Below are 18,073 nucleotides of genomic sequence, written 5' to 3' on the forward strand. Positions count from 1 at the left end.
TCATTTATTATGCTTTTTGTTGCTCGCGTTCACGAAGTTCCACACGTCGAATTTTACCTGAATTAGTTTTTGGCAATTCATCAATAAATTCAATTACGCGAGGATACTTGTAAGGTGCAGTTAAAGTCTTTACGTGATTTTGCAGCTCTTTAATAAACCCTGCATCTGTTGTTTTTACATGATCGACAAGAACAACATACGCTTTTACAACATGGCCGCGATCAGCATCTGGGCTAGCTATAACGGCACATTCTTTCACCGCTGGATGCTTAATTAATGCATCTTCAACTTCAAATGGCCCAATTGTATAGCCGGAACTGATAATGATATCATCTCCGCGTCCTTGGAACCAGTAATAGTTATCTTCATCTTTAGAAGCGCGGTCACCTGTTAAATAGTAGTTTCCTTTATACGTTTTCTCAGTGCGCTCCATATCTTTATAGTAGTGCTTGAAAAGAGAAGGGAGGTCTCTACGAACGGCAATATCTCCAACTTCTCCAGGCTTACAAGGTTCGCCGTCTTCATTAATGATTTCTACAAATCCTTCAAGCATCGGTTTACCCATTGAACCAATCTTTGTTTTTACACCTTTTAATGTACCGATTAAAAGAGTATTCTCTGTTTGACCGTATCCATCACGTACTTGGATATTAAAATATTTTTTAAACACATTAATCACTTCTTCATTTAGCGGTTCTCCCGCAGATACAGCGCTATGAAGGTGAGATAGGTCAAAACGTTCAAGCTCATCAATTTTAGCCATAAAGCGGTACTCTGTTGGCGTGCAGCACAGCACGTTTACTTTTTCATCCTGTAAAATTTCTAAAAACTTTTTAGGTTCAAAACGTCCGTTATAGATAATGCCTGTTGCACCTTGTCCAAGTACAGATAAAAACGGAGTCCAAATCCATTTCTGCCAACCAGGACCTGCTGTTGCCCATACCGTATCTCCTTTTTTAATATCTAACCATTCAGCAGCTGCGATACGAAGGTGAGCATAAGCCCATCCATGAGTATGAACAACGCCTTTTGGCTGTCCTGTTGTACCAGATGTATAAGGAAGGAATGCCGTATCATCCTTAGTTGTTTTAGCTGCTTGGAACTGTTCTGATGCATCCGCCGTAAGTGACTCTAAGCGCGTCCATGACGTAACATCAGCACCAAACGTAATTTTATGTTGTAGAGAAGTAGGGAAGTTTTCAATCTTATCGATCTCATTGCAGAAAGGATGGTAAGAAATAATCGCTTTTGCTTCAGCGTGATGTAAACGATATTGGATATCTTTTGCGCGTAATAGTTCTGAAGAAGGAATTACAATAATACCTGCTTTTAAGCATGCTAAGTAAATAGCGTACGATTCAATAAGGCGAGGCGCAATAACTAAAACGTGATCGCCTTTTGTTAAACCTAGCTCTGTTAACCCGTTTGCCACTTTATTGGCTTTTGCTAACAGCTGGTTATATGTAATTTCTTCACGTGCACCGTCAGCGTCCTGCCACTTTAACGCAAGCTGATCGGATGCATGTTTTTCAATTTCCTCTGTTAAGTTGTAATGTTCACTTGGAACTAAATCTTTTAGTTGAATCATAAAAACGACTCCTTATATTATAGATATCAATGATTTTTATCATTACTATTATTATATTACTAACTATTAGTACTTGCTACTAATTTGTTTTGGGTTTTAGTAAAAAAGCAAAAAAAGACCCGCCTATCTTATTAAGACAGCGGGTATAACGTATGTTATTTAAATAAGCTCCATTTTGTATGAATAGGTACTAGCTCTTCTTCAGACTCGTCCTCTTCGTATAAACCACGTTCTTTTAAATACTCCACAAAATATAAGTCTGCTTCCTTACGTTCATCATAAGGCTTGATCGATAAAACAAACCCTACTTTATGCTGATCTTCATTTTCAACGCCTGAGAGATAAGCTTTTACATTATGCTGCAAGAACAGCTCTTTAGCAGGAATAATTAAGTCTTTAACGAACTTTGACAGCAATTCCAGCTCAAAGTCGAAGGTGAACTTAGCAATTTTTTCTAGATCTGCAAATACCACGCCGATAAAACTCGTATTATGTATTTCGTAGTCTTTCGTTTTTTCATCCCATTCAATATGTCCGATTTCCTTTAAGTAATTAATAAAATACCCAATGCCTTCATTGCGGCCAAAAGGCTGTTTAGAAAGGACTAAACCAATCTTCTTGTACTTAGGAAGATACACGCATGAGATAGCGGCTTCAACTTTATGCTGTTGAAATAAGTGCGTTGCCCCTTGAAGCAAGGCATCTAAGACATGATGGGTAATTTTCATTTGCTTACGAGGAAAGTGATATTCATTGCGCGCTAATTCATCTGTATCAGCAAACGTTGATCCAATAAAGCCTGTATTGGATAGGGTAGGAGGGAGCTTCTTTCTTTTTCTTTTTCGTACCGTCATTCAAAAACACTCCTTGTGATCATCAATACGATAAAAATAAAACGAACATACGTTCTTATCTAATGATACAAAAAATGTGTCGAAAAGTAAAGAGAAGTTAACGGAGAATTTGAAATTTTATAATAAAAGTAACTAAGGTTTCTAAAACGTAGCGGTTAGTAGAAGTTAAAGAGGAGAGGGAGAGCAAAAAATAAAAGGCTGAAGATGAAAAGCATCCACAGCCTTTTATATATTCATTAACGAGCTTCTGTTAAAGCTACCATATCTTCATCATCTAAATCGATATCTACGTGACAATCCATTGTATGAATTGTTTTATCTTCATGATTTCCATAATAAATTGTAATGTTCATGAGTATCGCTCCTTTAAAACTGGATAATGACATCCAATTTATACCGTCATCTATTTGTTTAATATTATACCCGATGAAAAAGGAAACTACAACTAAAATCACTAAAAAGCTGATAAGAAAGGGGTTTTCAATGATTTTAACAAGGAATCAGATAGAATAAAAATACTAATTACTGTATTTTATTGCAGAAAATACGAGGTTTTGACTTTTGTAAATGAATAAAAATCCATAAAATGCAAACATATGTACTAAATGAAAAATATACGTTCTGTAGCAAATAAATCCTTAAAATATTAAACGTAAACAGATTTTATCAATTTGCAAAGAGTTCATTGAGAATACGATGAGAAAAAATAAATGAGTATAAAATCTAAATCCCTACAAGTAAACTCATTTATTTTTCAAAATCTATAAATATAAGTCGAACTGATCAAACTTAAAAACAATCTGTTGAAATCAATATACATTCTATAAAATCATACCCACATTTGTTCAATTAGAACAAATCTTGCTGATAATTAGTTTAGTGAGTTAAATTAAATAAACACAAACCCTATCTCATTTTTAAATTCTGTCTCACTATCATAAGTATACTTTTGTAATGAGACAGAATTTACGTTTTATCTATTGGTTCCTAGAATATATATTATGTAAACTAGAAAAAGAAATAAAATCATTGCGGTCTCCCTTACTCTTAGACCCTTGGAATACATATCACCTATTGCTTTGTCTTGGTTACTCGTTTGCTTGCTTTAAGGCTTTATCGAGAATTCCTATAAGAAAATAATCGCTCACTTGATTTGGATGACCTTACATCTTCAAGTGTACGTCGTTTTGTATAGAATTAAGTAATTAATCATCGAAACGTTACAACGTCGTATATCAAGCCACTTAGGCAATATTGCTTAAAAGAAAATTATATGAAGTCAGACTTCACTGCTAATATCCAAGCGCCAAAATCAGACAAAGAACTTCCTGTTTATATGTCCTTCGAAGAGCTTCAAAAACTTTTCCGCTACCTAGAAACTGATAAGCGTCCCCTAGCCTTTTGAAATAATCCATTGTTATCCTCGGGATTTGGAATTTATTAGTTCTTTCTCTTTCACACCTATTCCCTTATAATAACCTGTTAGAGAGAGGAGCATAGAATATGGCAGATGTAAAACAATTTATCTTTTTTGATTTTGAAATGCTGTGTTCAAACAAAGGAATGCCGTTTGAAGATATGGAAGCAATTCGGCTCGGCGCGGTGAAGTACAATATCGAGACAGAAGACATTGAGTTTTTTGATCGTTATATTCAACCTACAAAACGAGTGTCCTTAAGCCGCTTTTGCAAAGAGTTAACCGGTATTAACGATACTGATTTAGTCGGTGCAAGTAATTTTAAAAATGTTTTTGAAGACTTTTTAACCTGGATTGGCGGAATTAAAAAATCCCGTTTTTTCTCCTGGTCTACCAGCGATTTATCCCGTTTAAAAATAGATGCGGCAAAGCACGAAATCTCTCTTGCTACTATAAAGAAAATAGAACAGCGTTATGTTGATTTTCAAGCAATTTTTACAAAGCGTGTTTCTAAAAATAACGTATCAGTAGAAAATGGGTTAGCTTTATATAATTTGCAGTTTGAGGGTAAAAAGCACAATCCGATGTATGATGCGTATAACACTCTTCGCATATACCTAAGCTTTTTGAACGAGCCAGTGCAGTCTGATTTCATTATGATAAAGCAATTTATTTTGGAAGAAGTACCGCAGAACATTAAAGAAATGAATGCAGCGCTTAGAACTACCATACAAAAAGACCTCCACATATTTGCGGAAGAGTTAAATGAAATGTATAAAATGAAAGATGCGGTAAAAATTATAAAGAGAACTCAAAGAATCGTTAAAAAATACGAAAATATTCTTATCAATCGCTCTGGTTTGTTTTCGGAGGAAAATAGTTTTCATGTCGGTCTTTTACTGGATTTTTATCATAATTTGTTGCTTTGTTATAATGAACATCTCGAATATTCATCGAAAATTATCATTTTAGATGAGAGCACTCTATACCCTTTAAACCAGCTTTCTTTAAAGAGAGGATGAAAATCCGTTCTCTTTGGTACATAATTTAGCTCTTTCCTTATCCCCTTGTTCCTGTTCATTCCATAAACTCTCAAGAACGGAATCATCATTATAATCTTCCCTTATTAATAATAAAGTTTTAGGCCTCAATTAGGTCTAAATAAGTTTACTTACTACGGAGTTATGTATTTTACCTAAATAAAAAAGCAGACACAATTGGTCTGCTTATAATACTAGCTATCCTGCTATCCTAACAGTCTGATTTTAGCTTTTGTGATTATTATTGGATTGATTTACCACTTAATGCATCGCAGATAATCTAAACAGTTTATCAATTTTAATGTTTCACAACAGTTACATACGTAACTTTACTTACATTATTCGAAGCATCTTTAGCAGTTACATTCAGCGTAGTGCCTGCTTTTTGAACTGGAATACTAACAGAGAATGAGCCCTTTGAATTTGCTTTTGCATACCCAATTCTATTCTTCCCTATATTAACAGTTACGGTAGAGTTAGCTTCTGCTTTTCCTGTCACAACCTTATCATTATCATCTACTTTATTAACTGCTGGCTTGTTTGGTGGAGTAACGTCAGCTTTTACAACTGTTATATAGGTAAGTTTACTTACATTTCCCGCACTATCTTTAGCGGTTACATTCAGCGTAGTGCCTGCTTTTTGAACTGGAATACTAACAGAGAATGCTCCCTTTGAACTTGCCTTTGCATACCCAATTCGTTTTTTACCTACATTAACAGTTACAGTTGAACCTGCTTCCGCTTTACCAGTTATAACTTTATCGTTATTGTCTACTTTATTAACAGTAGGTTTATTTGGCGCAACAGTATCTTTGTCAGCTTCAAATTGAGTAGAGATTCCATATATAGCATCATAATCATTTCCGTTTAGATCTAAAACAGGTATGTAATACGTGCCCGCTTTATTAACTTTATATCCTTGCACTTCCACTCCATCATCATATTCAGAACCTAAGTATTCTAAATAACCATGATCTTGATATTCATATTCAGTTGCTAAAAATAGTAAATCGATATTGGAAGTAGTATCTGTTCCACCCGCTACTAGTAAAGTCCCTTTTCCAGATACGTTCACCTTATAAAAATCTATATCAAGAGTATCGTCGAATTGTCCAAATGTTACTCTCTCGTTTAGTAGTGTATCTGCTATTTTGAAATCATCATTAGGCTCACTTTCATACATTGGCTGACCACTACTGCCCTTAATACTTGCACTTGATGCATTAAATTTTTTCGTAGAAAAACCTTTAGGTGTTTCTAATGTAATTAAAGTTTGTTCTTTAATTTCCCTTAGCGCATAGGGATTAATAACATTATGATTTAACGGTTTATCAGATTTCAATCGGCTTTCAATGGTTTTCTTTGAAGACTCATAGTTATTTTCAGCTGCTTGAGTTGTGCTTACTGATAATGAGGAAGCTAGTAAACCTACAGATAATAATGAGATGATACCCTTTTTCTTCATTTAATCTCTCCCTTAACCATATGTAATTACTTTATAACTACGACTATCATACTACTTAATTTTTAACATAACCATATAATTCTATATTCAAATTCCGACAAAAAAAGACAGCCATTTTTAATGGGGCTGTCTTCCTCTAAATCTTTTACTATTTTTATATCTGTGGAGGAAAAGATGTTTAGTTTTATAATGTACTTTCTCTTTACGAAAGTGAAATGAACTATAAAATGAAGCATAGATAAATCATATATCGGTTGTATTTAAGAGTGTCAGTATCTAACATTTTTGTTCTTTTGAAAGATAGAGAAAAAACTTTTCTATACGTTAGTTACTACGTTTTAATTTTTAAAAAATCCATTTTATTACAATTTATAGTCAACAGGAATTAAAATCCCAAAAGTATATATAATAGCTACTTTTGGGATTTTGTATCACTCTTTTTATGTTTAATAAACAGCTTATTTTATTAGTAACCGTCTAACGTAACATTAGTAATTGACCCATCACTAGGACTTACTTGATACCACCCTTGTGTAGCTGTATGCCCTTCTCCTGTTTCTTCATTATCAACAACATTTTCATAAACATGGATAATATAGTTTCCTGAGTCGTCAACGTGATCATATGCTACAAGGAGAGGTGAATCTTCAGATATGCCTTGCTGATCACGAACCAGCTGGATAGCTTGTTCTTGGGAAACTGTTTGTTCGGCTGTTTCCTCTTCCTCAATTGCTTCTGTATCTTCTTCTTGCTCTGGTTCTGATTCCGTTTGGGCCTCATCTTCTGAATCAGCCTGAGCTTCTTCCTCCTGCTGTTTCTTTTCTTCTTCTGCTAAACGTTCTTCCTCCGCTTTACGATCTGCTTCTGCATCAGCTTCTGCCTGCGCCTCTTCTTCTTTTTGTCGGTCTTCTTCTAGCTGCGCATAGTAATCATCTAATTCCTTTTCCATTTGCTGCTGTTCAAGGTCAGATAATTGCTTTTGTTGTTCTTGCATTTGATTTTGAAGCAAAGCAATTTGTTCTTCTGAAGCATTATCAACAAAATTGATGTTTTCTACATAATCACCACTGGCGTCAAAATTAACTTCCATCATACAAAAAACATTTTGCTCTTGATTAATGCCATAGTAAATATATTGATTGTCACCTACTTGGATATACTGATAACCATTCATTACGTTTAATAAGTAATCGCGATCCGCTTCTTTAGAATTAACTGCTTTTTTAATTGTTGATGCTTTTGTTTGTAATGTATTCGGCGATGATTCTTTTACAGCCATTTTGTTGCCATTTTCTTTCGTATGACCCGCTGTTGATTTCTCTGTAGGCTCTTCTTTTTGCGATACAGTTTCACTAGATTCATCGCTACAGGCTGCTAGCAATATAGCTAATAATGGAATACCAAAAGCAACTTTCAACATTTCCATAGACTATTATCCCCTTTTTTTATCCTTTTTTAGGTTTTTTATAATTCTAAAGAACCACAAAACCTTAGGGGTTATTATACCGAAATTAAGAAAATATAAGAATATTTTCTTGTGTTGTTTATGGAATTTTTTGAATAAATTATCTTTTTATGCATAAAAAAACACAAAGCCATATACTTTTTTCAGAACACGGCTTTGTGTTTTCGTAACAGATGTTAATGATGAAATCCATTGTCGTATTTCGTGTCTTTAAGAACAGGTCTATCCAACGAGTTAAGAAATTCAACGGCTTGTTTGAAATTAACCATAAATAAATGAGCAAGGTCTCTTGAAAATCCATTTCTAACAACAATGCGCATGATTGTGATTTCTTCCATGTCTGCTGGGAGTGGGTAAGCAGGAACTTGCCATCCGTACGTACGCAGTTGTCTAGACAAATCATAAAGAGTCCAGTTTGGTGTATAGTCTTCTTTCAGTTTCCAAGCAAGAACCGGGATATCTGAACCATCAGCAAGAATTTCGAATGCGTCCATTTCTCCAATTTCTTTGCTAAGAAACAGCGCGTTTTCTTGGGAGGTTTTTTGCACGGCATAATAGCCGTCTTTACCTAAACGCAAGAAATTGTAGTACTGCAAAAGGACTTGTGCTCCTGGTCTAGAGAAGTTGAGCGCAAAAGTTGGCATGTTGCCCCCTAAATAAGAAACGCGGAAAATAAGATCTTCAGGCAAGTCCTCTTTTTCTCTCCAAATTACCCATCCCAAGCCAGGGTAAACTAAACCATACTTGTGTCCTGACACGTTAATGGACTTTACTCGTGGCAAGCGGAAATCCCAGATAAGGTCTGGTTGAAGAAATGGAGCGATAAAACCTCCAGAAGCAGCATCTACATGGATAGGAATATCCAACCCTGTTTTTTCCTGTAACTCATCCAATGCTTTTGCGATAGCAGCAATTGGTTCGTAAACCCCTGTATACGTGACTCCAAGAATCGGTACGACGCCAATTGTATTTTCGTCAACCGCATTAATCACGCCTTCTGCATCTAAATAAGGATGATCTGGATTAATGTTCACATAACGAGGCTCTACGTCCCAATAGTTTGCGAACTTCTCCCATACCACTTGAACCGATGAACTAAATACAATATTGGGGCAGTCCGTTGATAGCCCTTTAATTTTACGCAGTTTCTGCCAGCGTCTTTTTAACGCTAGTCCACCAAGCATACATGCTTCAGATGAACCTGTAGTAGAAACGCCCATCGTGGTATCAGGATTAGGTGAATTCCACAAATCCGCTAAAATACGTACACATCTCTCTTCAATAGCCGCTGTCTGCGGATACTCATCTTTATCGATCATATTTTTATCAAAAGATTCTCCGTACAAACGCTTTGCATCAGGCTCCATCCACGTAGTAACAAACGTAGCTAAATTCAAGCGGGCATTTCCGTCTAAAGCAATTTCGTCATGAATGATTTGATAAGCCGTTTCCGGAAGCATACCTTGATCACCGATACGCAGTCTTGGAATCGTCACTTCTCCTTGTCGAGAAAAAAGCGGATTAACAGGAAATTCATCAGGTAAATTTTTTTGTTCACGATGTGGGTGCCATTGAGGCATAAAGTATCATCTCCTTATGTATATCTAACAAATTGCTTTACGTTCACCTGGTGTTATAACAAGCAGGTCTCCTTTACACATTATGAGCTTTGAAACCTATTTTCATTCTTTTCATTATCCGCAGCACATAAGGGTGACCTTTATTTAGTGATACTCATAAAAATCTGCTTGGTACAACTTAAGGGTAAAAAATATGGTAATATATTCTAAAGGAGGTTTTCGGATGGAGAAACAAGGGATTATCTTGCAAGACAAGTTTTTCGAATTAGGTGAATCTCCTATTTATAATGAATCACAAGACGTTGTTGGAAATGTCACATATAAGTTATCTATTGCTAATAAATTTGAGATTTTAAAGGACGAAGAAATTATATTTACAGGTAAATCTAAAATGTTTGCCCTCATGCCAAAGCTGATTATTTCTGATCATCAAGGAAATGAAGTTGGCATGATTCAACGGAAATTCACTTTTTTTAAAAAGAAGTATCTTTATATCAGAAACGATGGCGATACATATGAAATTACGGGGAATATAACAGATCGCAAATTCGACGTTTTGCGTTCCGGCGTTCCTATCATTCAAGTCCGCACACTCTCTTCTTTTCTGTCATTACGTCCCCACACGTTTGCTTTAGAATTTCTCGAACCTGATCTTGATAAGTGGGAAGGAATTGCGGTTGTACAAGGCGTAAGGATGATGGTGAAAGACGAAAACAGCAGTACAGCTACTGCTCCGGCTCAATAGTGGTTATATGATATTAAAAAACGAACAAACTTCAATATAAAGTTTGTTCGTTTTTTAATTAAGGGCCAAATACTAATGTACCGATGACAGGGTAGCTAATTGGTACAAGAAACAAGATGATATTTAAAATAATCGCCCATAGACAGAGCTTGTCTTTTTTTATAAAGAAACCAATAATTGCAGGAACAATCATGAGCGGAACTAAAAAGATAGGTGCGATAATAGGCAGTCCTTGAAGCTTTTCAGCCGCAATAAGTCCTGTAAAAAAGTTAAGGATCAATAAAGTATTAATAATGACATATAAAAGTGAAATTCCTCCAAGAATCCCACCTATTATCCCACTTTTAGTTGTTTTAACAGTGGCATCCACGTTTCTATCACCTCTTTTTTAGAAATATAAGTAAACTATACTATAATGTGGTTTTTATTGTAAAGATATGAAGAAAATAACTAATGAAAGACTATTACGAAAAAGCACTGTAGCGATTGCTACAGTGCTTTTTATAAACAGTGCATTTTTTCCTCTACTTCTTTCCAAGGAACCGTATAGCCCTGTCCTTTGGCGCAAAAGACGGAGGATGAACTGTATTCGGGATCCGCCTCTTTATTGTAGCGGATTCGTTCAATAACTTCTTCTTCATTATGACAGCGTTCATACCCTCCGAATAATAGAGACATCGCTCCTTTTCCATGCGTAAAAGATGCTAGCGTCGAACCGTAGGTCATAAAAGTAGCAACAGGAACTTTTCCTGTAATAATCGCTTTGTTTTCGGTTGTTACAGGAGAATCAAAGCGACCGTGTGCGCTTTGAACATCAGCTAATACTCTTCCCATTTGATCAATATCTACTTTAATTTTAAAGTCATAATACGGTTCCAGCACAATGTTTTTGGCTTTTTCTAACCCTTGTCGTAATGCTCGGTACGTTGCTTCTCTAAAATCTCCTCCGCTTGTATGCTTGTTATGAGCTCGTCCGGTACACAACGTCACTTTTATATCAGTAATAGGCGAACCTGTCAGCAAACCGTGATGCGGCTTTTCAAATATATGCTGACGGACTAGATTTTGATACCCAACGGACAAATCGTCGGCGTGACAAGCATTTTCAAAAGTAATTCCGCTGTTTCGTTCCGCTGCTTCTATTTTCAAATGAACTTCTGCATAGTGTTTCAACGGTTCAAAATGCCCGTAGCCCATCACTGTATTTTGAATGGATTCTTTGTACAAAATTTCTGGTTCTTCAAACTGTACGTTTATATTAAAACGTTCTTTTATCAGTTTTTCGAGAACTTCAAGCTGAATTGCTCCCATCACATGAATATGAAGTTCTTGAGTCCTTTCTTCCCACGTCACATGTAAAGAAGGGTCTTCAGCATCTAATAATCGAAAAAGTTTAATTCCTTCTTTTGGATGAACAGAAGGCTCAAAAACAACTTTTGATTTTAACGTAGGCAAAAGCTCGTAGGACCGGCTTTCTTTTAACGTTCCAAGACCGTCTCCAATCGATGCTGAAGACAATCCTGTAACTGCAAAAAGTTCGCCGGCTGAACCTTCATTAACGTTTTTAAATGTGCTTCCGTTATAAGCGCGAATTTGAGTAATTTTTTCTTCGTATAGCTCTCCGTTTTTTTCATAAGCCACTTCATCACGCACCTGCAGTGTCCCGCTAAGAGCTTTGATAAACGTGATACGCATGCCGTTTTCATCGTGCCGAATTTTATATACACGCCCTGAAAATGCTTCTTCCTTCGAGTAGCGAGTTTCTGTTAACAAATCAACCTTCTCTAAAAATTCTTTAATACCGATGTCTTGTAAAGCTGAACCACTCGCACACGGGAAAAGCTGATTGGCTTGAATAAGCTTTTGCATAGCCGCTCTCCAATAAGCTTGATCATTCTTACCTTCCATAAATGCATCTAGAAGCTCTTCATCTTTTTCAGCTATAAATTCAATAAGTTCCTCACTTAACGAGCCATCTAGAAGCTCTGACGTTATGTCAAAAACATCGGGGGTTAAGTTGTGTTTAATATCATTTATAACACGTTCAGGATCTGCTCCTACACGATCGATTTTATTGATGAAAAAGAATACGGGCACACGATGTTTTTGAAGCAGCTGCCAAACCGTTTCTGTATGGCCTTCGACTCCTTCTACTGCACTTAAGATAACAATGGCATAGTCCATCACTTGAATAGAACGTTCCATTTCAGGTGAAAAATCGACGTGGCCCGGCGTATCAATTAAATAGTAAGTAGAACCGTTATATGAAAAAGTTCCTTGATCGGCAAATACCGTAATTCCTCGTTCTTTTTCAATCGCATGGGTATCAAGAAAGGAGTCTTTGTGGTCAACTCTTCCTCGCTGTTTAATACTTTTTGTATGATAAAGAAGCTGCTCGGAAAACGTAGTCTTCCCTGCATCCACATGCGCTGCAATGCCGATTGTTTTATTAGATTGTTTCATTGTTAAATACCACCTTACTGCTGTATGTATAGCTGTTACTCTCTATTTTATAATAATCGTAAGAAAAAGTGGACGGCAAAGAATTAGAGCTGCTTACATCAAAAAAGAATGCGTGATTAAACATCGCATTCCTTTTTTGTACGGCTTTTGGTATCTTTTTTGCCTTTTGCTATAAAAATAGCTGCTATAAGGCACCCAATTCCAGCTAAATGCATGATGTTATTACCTGTCGCGCCTAGACTGTTACTAGTCAACCCAACTAAAATGCTACCAAATATAATCAATAAAACAGCAAACATGAACTTCAATTTCTTCACTCTCCGTTAGTAAGTTATTAAATATGATTTGCATATGGATCATATAAACCAGTAAGTAATAATAGACTTGCTGATAAAATCAATGTTCCTGCGATTAACAAACTGTTGCTACATACCTTTTTTCTCTTCTTGCGTAAAAACATTCCTGATATAAGAAATAGTAGTGCGACAGATAGTAGAATTAACCCTATACCAATATTCAATCTTTCTTTCCCTTATGCATGTATTCCTTATCATCTAGTTAACCATAATATTATTATGAAAATAAAAAACGAATTTGAACGTTTACCCAACCTTAATTGATTTATATGTTATCATACATAAATTGTTAAAAACACATTTTTTCACCTTTCACTATCAAAAAAGCAGCCTCTTTACTAAGAGACTGCTTTTTTTAATGACAACTGATAAAACCGCTTAAGAAGCTTTTTTTAATTGTTCTTTTTGTTTTTGTTGATAAGAAGAAAAATAAATAAGACCTACAAATACAGCTCCACCTATCATATTTCCAATAAAGGTAGGGACAATATTTGTCATAAAATCAAACCAAGTAAAGTGACCTGCAAAAATAGCAGCGGGAATAATAAACATATTGGCTACAACGTGCTGAAAGCCAATCGCAACAAATGCCATAATAGGAAACCAAATACCAAGAATTTTCCCCGTAACATCTTCAGCACCGTATGAAAGCCAAATAGCTAAACATACAAGCCAGTTGCAGCCCACAGCGGAAATAAGCGTTTTAAAAAACGATTCATCAATTTTAGCCTGAGCAATTGCTACCGTTTTATCTAAAAAAGGCCCTGTTTCTGTTAAACCTACAATATGTCCAAAGAAATATGCGATAAATGCGGCACCTAAAAAGTTAGCAAGCGTGACCCAAAACCAGTTATGAAGCAAGTGACGAAGTGAAATTTTTCTTGCATACAGAGCAATGGAAACAGACATCATATTCCCTGTAATAAGCTCCGCTCCCCCAAGTACAACCAGCATAAGACCTACAGGAAAGACGGCCCCTCCTAAAAGATTCGATAAACTTCCCCATTCAGCTGGTAAATTACCAATTACGCGTACATCTAGTAAAAAGCCAAGCGCAATAAACGCGCCTCCTAAAAACCCAAGCATGAGAATGGAAGAAAGGGACAGCTTCGTTTTTGAAATCCCTGCTTCTAAAGCGATGTTTAACATTTTATCCGGCTTGTGAAATGCCATAAAACTCCTCCTTAACTAAAAAAGGCAGCACTCAAAAACACCTTTTACACAAGGTTTTTGAATGCTGCCTAATAATCCTGCACTTTCTTTACAGTATATCAGTCATCATTATCTATAATAAAATCAAATAAAAAACAAGCAGATCCTACTTCTCTTTCATTTAATTAAATTATGTATTTTACGTTGTTCTACTGAATATTGGTTTCAAACACAAACACAGAAACAGCGATATCTTCTTCTACTTTGATATCAGAAAATAAGTACTCCAGCTTAGCTCCTAACAAGTCTTCAAGCCCCTCTGGAGGAGATGAAGCGTACAGGTTTTGAATAAGCTTTGTTCTTGCCATATGTACCGTCTCTTTACCTTCGGTTGTTCTCGCGATAAATTGTTCAGCTGGCGTTAAGTTGCCGTACAAAGTTGAAATAGCCATATTTTGAACAAATACAGTATGAATTCGTTCTGGACCTTTTCCAAAAAGTTTTTTGCGCAGCTTTCGGATAATATCATTAAAATCATGTATTTTCTTAGACACTGGTGTATGCCCCCGCTTATCTCGAGTATGTCTATCCTGCTCATTCAAGTTTTCAACTAAGAATAAGTTACATTATACATGACGACGTTTACATTGTATACAATGTATCTGTTTTATCCCCGTTAATCCAAACAATCGCAAAATCATTACGAAATGATAAAAAAAACCCTTCACTTATTAAAGTGAAGGATTACCTTTATATCTCTACTTAAAGGTTACAAATGGATTCTCAGTTATCAAAGAAATAACTAAGAACTTTGACAAAATAGCATGTCAAAATAGTCAAGTGGTATGTTTGTACCAGTAGTTAATGCTATCATGTTAAAGTCATGGAATCCAATTAGTTTACTTTCATAATACTTTATTTAATTTAAATATTCTTTTTTGATAGGTAACCCTTAATCTTCATCACGATCTGCTCTAAATTCATCATCAGATAATGAATTTAGTTGATGGCTAAGCTTTTCGTAGTTATCTTGTTTTTGGTTTTGTTGTACATCATTAGATATAGGAGCTTCACTAGAAACAGTAGACTTTTTTCTAGTCTCTTCGCCTCCGCTAACTCCAAACCCAACATTGTTATCTGTCATCGGATTCACCTCTTTAACTGTTATTATAGAGAATTGCTCTAAAAAAATAACAGGAAACAAAAGGGATTACCACTTAGCTAATAGTGGTCCAAGCTTACTTACGCCAAACCGTATTTAAATAAGGAAATGACCCGCTTTAACCCCATAGGCAATACCAATAAAAAAACTTGCTATACCTAGTGCTTGACTTTTACATACATACTTTATAGTTAAGCCTGGAATCAGACCCCATATAATGATGAAAATAGCGAACGATACTATAATAGAAGACCATGCATCTTGCCCTGATATACTTATACCTTGCATAAACGTTTCTCCTTTCAGTACTTATATCGGGAGAACATAAATTTTTTATAGTATCTTATAATACGAACTAAAAAATTCAAGCGACCTGTCCATATAAACTTTTACAGCGAATGGTGGCGTTCAAGCTCAATTGTTTTTGGTTTTTGCCATATTAATACCCCTGCTGCTACGTACATAAACGAAGTGATGTAAAAAAGGCTGCCGATTGTCAGAAAATCAATGATATACCCTGTTGCAATCACGGCTAAAGCTGCCCATATAGAGGTCCATAAATGATAGTGTCCTACTTGTTTTCCTGTATGAGCACGATCTGTCTGCCTAGATAACGCTATTTTTTCTGAAGTTTTCTGAAGAGCTCCAAGTAGCCCCATTATAACCTGAACGATATACACCTGCGTGATCGTTGTTAAAACAGGAATAACAAGCATAACAACGGCCATCCCAAACGTATATAAAAGAAGCAAGCGCTTTTCTCCTACTCTGTCACTCCATGAACCGATCAACGGATGACTCAAAGCTGCGGTTAAAGCGAAAATTCCGTAAGCTAAGCCAAATTGTGAATAACTATCGCCAAGATTTCGAAGCAGTAAAAGGTAAAAAGGAAAAACAATACTGCTTGCGGTAATCATCAGGCTTTGTGAGTGTAAGAGTTGTTTGTACGTCATTTTCCATACTCCTTATAAAATAAATTAACGAACGTTTCGTTCCGATCATATTTTCTTTTTAAATTAAAAAAGGCGGTTGTATGAGGGTAAGCCTCTTCTAACTGCTTCTTACTTGGGTAGCCGTAGTAAGGCAAATAATAGCTTCCCTGATGCTGCAGCGTCACATCCACCATTTGTCGGACAACTCTTTGTGTATCAGAGATGCCTTGGTGATCCTTTTTTTGGTTAATAAGTAAAACGAGAGCAAACATATCCTCTTTTGCATAAGACATGACTGCTTTATTGTCTTTCTCTACATAGCGAACAGTAATGTTCAGTAAATTTAATTTCTCTGTTGCTAACACTTCGCGTAAATCATCGATGTAAGAAGCAAATTCATCCACCGGAACGAAGTATTCTTGTAAAACTTCCGTCCGGCTAGCACTTTCGTATTCCATAAAATCACTTTCAGAACGCATAACATTATTTCTTGTTTCAGGCCGTCCATTTTGTCTTAAGAAATAAGCCTTTTGTGTTTCCCACAACATATCTTTTCCCCAGTCACTGTACCGAGACAGCCCTAGCATAAATTTAGGAAGTGCCACTATTTTTTCTGTTTTGAGCGGTTCGTTTGCAGTAGAAGTATTTTGAGAAGATAAACGGTAGTTTGTGACGTACATATCTGTTAGCAATTGATTAGGAGAAACAGAAATACGCGCCATATGCATACCAACGTCAGGGTTATGCTGTACGTAGTTTTTAAAATACGCTGTATACTGCTTATAATCTAAGCGAATAATTTCATCTTCATACCATTCATCGTCCGTCAAACGAAGCGTCACATCTAAAATGATCCCAAATAACCCGTAGCCTCCGTTTACTAAAGAAAACAGCTCAGGGTGTTTTGTCCGGCTAATCTCGATAATAGATCCGTCCGCCTGCAGGAGACGCATAGATTTGACCGTATCCATTAAAGAGCCGTATCGAATATCTCTGCCGTGTACGTTCACGCTAATAGAACCTCCAACGGTAAAAATATTTTGTGATTGCATAACTTTAAGAGCAAGACCGTCTTTATGTATATATTGCTGAATGTCATTCCATGTTGTCCCGCTTTGAACTGTAATTTCTTTTTGGCGGGGCTTGTAATCTATAATTTTATTGTACTGCTTCATATCAAGTAAAATAGCATTAGGATAGTACGTCTGCCCTCCTTGGCTGTGCTGCATCCCTGAAATCGCTATTTTTTCATGATGCTGTGAAGCGGTTTTCACCCAATCTTTCAGCTGTTTTTCAGTTGTTCCATGCTTTATTTCTTTGACTTTTGTAGGAAGAAGCTGAGCAACATCCCCCGTTACAGGGTGGCTTTGCTGCTGTTTATAAATATGATAGGAGGCATATGAACCTACTAGATAAAAAGATAAAAAAGTTCCTAACAACACGTTTTTCTTCATTCTAAGCTGTAAGCTCCTTTCTTTATTTCTGTGAAATTATACCATATAAAAAGTGGAATAACACTATAAAAGTGTAATTTTACACTAATTTACAACTTATTTTGAGAAAGTATATGAAAAAATTTGTAATTTAATGTATGTTAACCTTATTGAAACAAAAAAAGAAAAGACACTGGGTCTTTTCTTTTTTTGTTTCTTTATTTTTCAGCTTCGTATGCAACTAAAGCTACTCTTTTTCCTAACGTTTGTTGAAACTGCTCTTCTAGCTGTTTAAGCTTCGCATGCATATCATCGTTAATTGAAGCTGGCTCAAAGGTCATTTTTGTTTGCTCCATCAGATACTGTCACCTCTTTCATGTGTGTATGTTCTACTTTTTCCAATATAAAAGAGGTCTATGAC

Annotated in this window: 17 protein-coding genes; 2 read left to right on the forward strand and 15 right to left on the reverse strand. The window is 35.9% G+C overall.

All coding sequences use genetic code 11. The features are described from left to right. Positions 1–7 precede the first annotated feature (7 nt). Both mbcS and JNUCC25_RS12450 read right to left on the reverse strand, forming a co-directional pair. On the reverse strand, positions 8–1,588 hold the full coding sequence (mbcS, locus tag JNUCC25_RS12445) for an acyl-CoA synthetase MbcS (protein ID WP_035438978.1): 1,581 nt from the start codon (positions 1,586–1,588) through the stop codon (positions 8–10). A 155-nt stretch (positions 1,589–1,743) separates the two neighbouring features. After that, entirely contained in the window at positions 1,744–2,442 is a 699-nt protein-coding gene (locus JNUCC25_RS12450) for a hypothetical protein (RefSeq protein WP_013057158.1), read from the reverse strand. 1,503 nt (positions 2,443–3,945) lie between these two features. Here JNUCC25_RS12450 and JNUCC25_RS12455 point away from each other — a divergent pair. Continuing rightward, a complete protein-coding gene (locus JNUCC25_RS12455; RefSeq protein ID WP_064471709.1) occupies positions 3,946–4,881 on the forward strand; it encodes a 3'-5' exonuclease in 936 nt (311 codons plus the stop codon). Between the two features lie 316 nt (positions 4,882–5,197). On the opposite strand, the gene JNUCC25_RS12460 is transcribed toward JNUCC25_RS12455, so the two are convergent. The 3 genes from JNUCC25_RS12460 to JNUCC25_RS12470 all read right to left on the reverse strand — a co-directional run bounded on the left by JNUCC25_RS12460 (position 5,198) and on the right by JNUCC25_RS12470 (position 9,409). Then, on the reverse strand, positions 5,198–6,364 hold the full coding sequence (locus JNUCC25_RS12460) for an Ig-like domain-containing protein (RefSeq protein WP_029321913.1): 1,167 nt from the start codon (positions 6,362–6,364) through the stop codon (positions 5,198–5,200). A 466-nt stretch (positions 6,365–6,830) separates the two neighbouring features. Then, positions 6,831–7,790 carry a hypothetical protein gene (locus JNUCC25_RS12465; RefSeq protein WP_454223275.1) on the reverse strand — a complete coding sequence of 320 codons (960 nt, stop codon included), beginning with the start codon at positions 7,788–7,790 and terminating at the stop codon, positions 6,831–6,833. Positions 7,791–8,005: 215 nt separating this feature from the next. Next, entirely contained in the window at positions 8,006–9,409 is a 1,404-nt protein-coding gene (locus JNUCC25_RS12470) for a glutamate decarboxylase (RefSeq protein ID WP_454223276.1), read from the reverse strand. 223 nt (positions 9,410–9,632) lie between these two features. Between JNUCC25_RS12470 and JNUCC25_RS12475 the strand changes: the two genes are divergently transcribed. Beyond that, complete coding sequence (locus tag JNUCC25_RS12475; RefSeq protein ID WP_029321919.1) at positions 9,633–10,154, forward strand: LURP-one-related/scramblase family protein; 522 nt, start codon at positions 9,633–9,635, stop codon at positions 10,152–10,154. A 58-nt stretch (positions 10,155–10,212) separates the two neighbouring features. Here JNUCC25_RS12475 and JNUCC25_RS12480 read toward each other — a convergent pair whose 3' ends face one another. From JNUCC25_RS12480 to JNUCC25_RS12525, 10 genes are all read right to left on the reverse strand, one after another. Next, a complete protein-coding gene (locus tag JNUCC25_RS12480) occupies positions 10,213–10,524 on the reverse strand; it encodes a hypothetical protein (protein ID WP_013057166.1) in 312 nt (103 codons plus the stop codon). A 131-nt stretch (positions 10,525–10,655) separates the two neighbouring features. Next, complete coding sequence (locus JNUCC25_RS12485; RefSeq protein WP_078081863.1) at positions 10,656–12,617, reverse strand: GTP-binding protein; 1,962 nt, start codon at positions 12,615–12,617, stop codon at positions 10,656–10,658. 116 nt (positions 12,618–12,733) lie between these two features. After that, a complete protein-coding gene (locus JNUCC25_RS12490; RefSeq protein WP_231101803.1) occupies positions 12,734–12,916 on the reverse strand; it encodes a hypothetical protein in 183 nt (60 codons plus the stop codon). 435 nt (positions 12,917–13,351) lie between these two features. Beyond that, positions 13,352–14,146: a formate/nitrite transporter family protein gene (locus JNUCC25_RS12495; protein ID WP_013057170.1), complete on the reverse strand. Its 795-nt coding sequence runs from the start codon at positions 14,144–14,146 to the stop codon at positions 13,352–13,354. Positions 14,147–14,334: 188 nt separating this feature from the next. Then, the gene (locus tag JNUCC25_RS12500) at positions 14,335–14,679 is read right to left on the reverse strand and encodes a DUF2294 domain-containing protein (RefSeq protein WP_013057171.1); all 345 of its coding nucleotides are present in this window, start codon (positions 14,677–14,679) and stop codon (positions 14,335–14,337) included. A 398-nt stretch (positions 14,680–15,077) separates the two neighbouring features. Beyond that, entirely contained in the window at positions 15,078–15,269 is a 192-nt protein-coding gene (locus JNUCC25_RS12505) for a hypothetical protein (protein WP_028408436.1), read from the reverse strand. A 114-nt stretch (positions 15,270–15,383) separates the two neighbouring features. After that, entirely contained in the window at positions 15,384–15,575 is a 192-nt protein-coding gene (locus JNUCC25_RS12510; RefSeq protein ID WP_064471712.1) for a hypothetical protein, read from the reverse strand. Between the two features lie 101 nt (positions 15,576–15,676). After that, positions 15,677–16,240: an MFS transporter gene (locus JNUCC25_RS12515; protein WP_078081864.1), complete on the reverse strand. Its 564-nt coding sequence runs from the start codon at positions 16,238–16,240 to the stop codon at positions 15,677–15,679. After that, positions 16,237–17,673 carry an FAD-binding oxidoreductase gene (locus tag JNUCC25_RS12520; RefSeq protein WP_078081865.1) on the reverse strand — a complete coding sequence of 479 codons (1,437 nt, stop codon included), beginning with the start codon at positions 17,671–17,673 and terminating at the stop codon, positions 16,237–16,239. Before JNUCC25_RS12520 ends, JNUCC25_RS12515 begins: the two co-directional genes overlap by 4 nt. 197 nt (positions 17,674–17,870) lie before the next feature. Next, positions 17,871–18,008: a hypothetical protein gene (locus JNUCC25_RS12525; protein WP_014459963.1), complete on the reverse strand. Its 138-nt coding sequence runs from the start codon at positions 18,006–18,008 to the stop codon at positions 17,871–17,873. Positions 18,009–18,073 lie beyond the last annotated feature (65 nt).

This window comes from Priestia sp. JNUCC 25 (assembly GCF_053667915.1).

Bases quoted from the DNA above. Each gene is read 5' to 3' on its own strand.
- JNUCC25_RS12470 (WP_454223276.1), bottom strand. From the start codon at position 9,409: ATGCCTCAATGGCACCCACATCGTGAACAAAAAAATTTACCTGATGAA.
- JNUCC25_RS12525 (WP_014459963.1), bottom strand. From the start codon at position 18,008: ATGGAGCAAACAAAAATGACCTTTGAGCCAGCTTCAATTAACGATGAT.
- JNUCC25_RS12475 (WP_029321919.1), top strand. From the start codon at position 9,633: ATGGAGAAACAAGGGATTATCTTGCAAGACAAGTTTTTCGAATTAGGT.
- JNUCC25_RS12465 (WP_454223275.1), bottom strand. From the start codon at position 7,790: ATGGAAATGTTGAAAGTTGCTTTTGGTATTCCATTATTAGCTATATTG.
- JNUCC25_RS12460 (WP_029321913.1), bottom strand. From the start codon at position 6,364: ATGAAGAAAAAGGGTATCATCTCATTATTATCTGTAGGTTTACTAGCT.
- JNUCC25_RS12490 (WP_231101803.1), bottom strand. From the start codon at position 12,916: ATGTTTGCTGTTTTATTGATTATATTTGGTAGCATTTTAGTTGGGTTG.
- JNUCC25_RS12450 (WP_013057158.1), bottom strand. From the start codon at position 2,442: ATGACGGTACGAAAAAGAAAAAGAAAGAAGCTCCCTCCTACCCTATCC.
- JNUCC25_RS12515 (WP_078081864.1), bottom strand. From the start codon at position 16,240: ATGACGTACAAACAACTCTTACACTCACAAAGCCTGATGATTACCGCA.
- JNUCC25_RS12485 (WP_078081863.1), bottom strand. From the start codon at position 12,617: ATGAAACAATCTAATAAAACAATCGGCATTGCAGCGCATGTGGATGCA.
- JNUCC25_RS12495 (WP_013057170.1), bottom strand. From the start codon at position 14,146: ATGGCATTTCACAAGCCGGATAAAATGTTAAACATCGCTTTAGAAGCA.
- JNUCC25_RS12505 (WP_028408436.1), bottom strand. From the start codon at position 15,269: ATGACAGATAACAATGTTGGGTTTGGAGTTAGCGGAGGCGAAGAGACT.
- JNUCC25_RS12520 (WP_078081865.1), bottom strand. From the start codon at position 17,673: ATGAAGAAAAACGTGTTGTTAGGAACTTTTTTATCTTTTTATCTAGTA.
- JNUCC25_RS12455 (WP_064471709.1), top strand. From the start codon at position 3,946: ATGGCAGATGTAAAACAATTTATCTTTTTTGATTTTGAAATGCTGTGT.
- JNUCC25_RS12510 (WP_064471712.1), bottom strand. From the start codon at position 15,575: ATGCAAGGTATAAGTATATCAGGGCAAGATGCATGGTCTTCTATTATA.
- mbcS (WP_035438978.1), bottom strand. From the start codon at position 1,588: ATGATTCAACTAAAAGATTTAGTTCCAAGTGAACATTACAACTTAACA.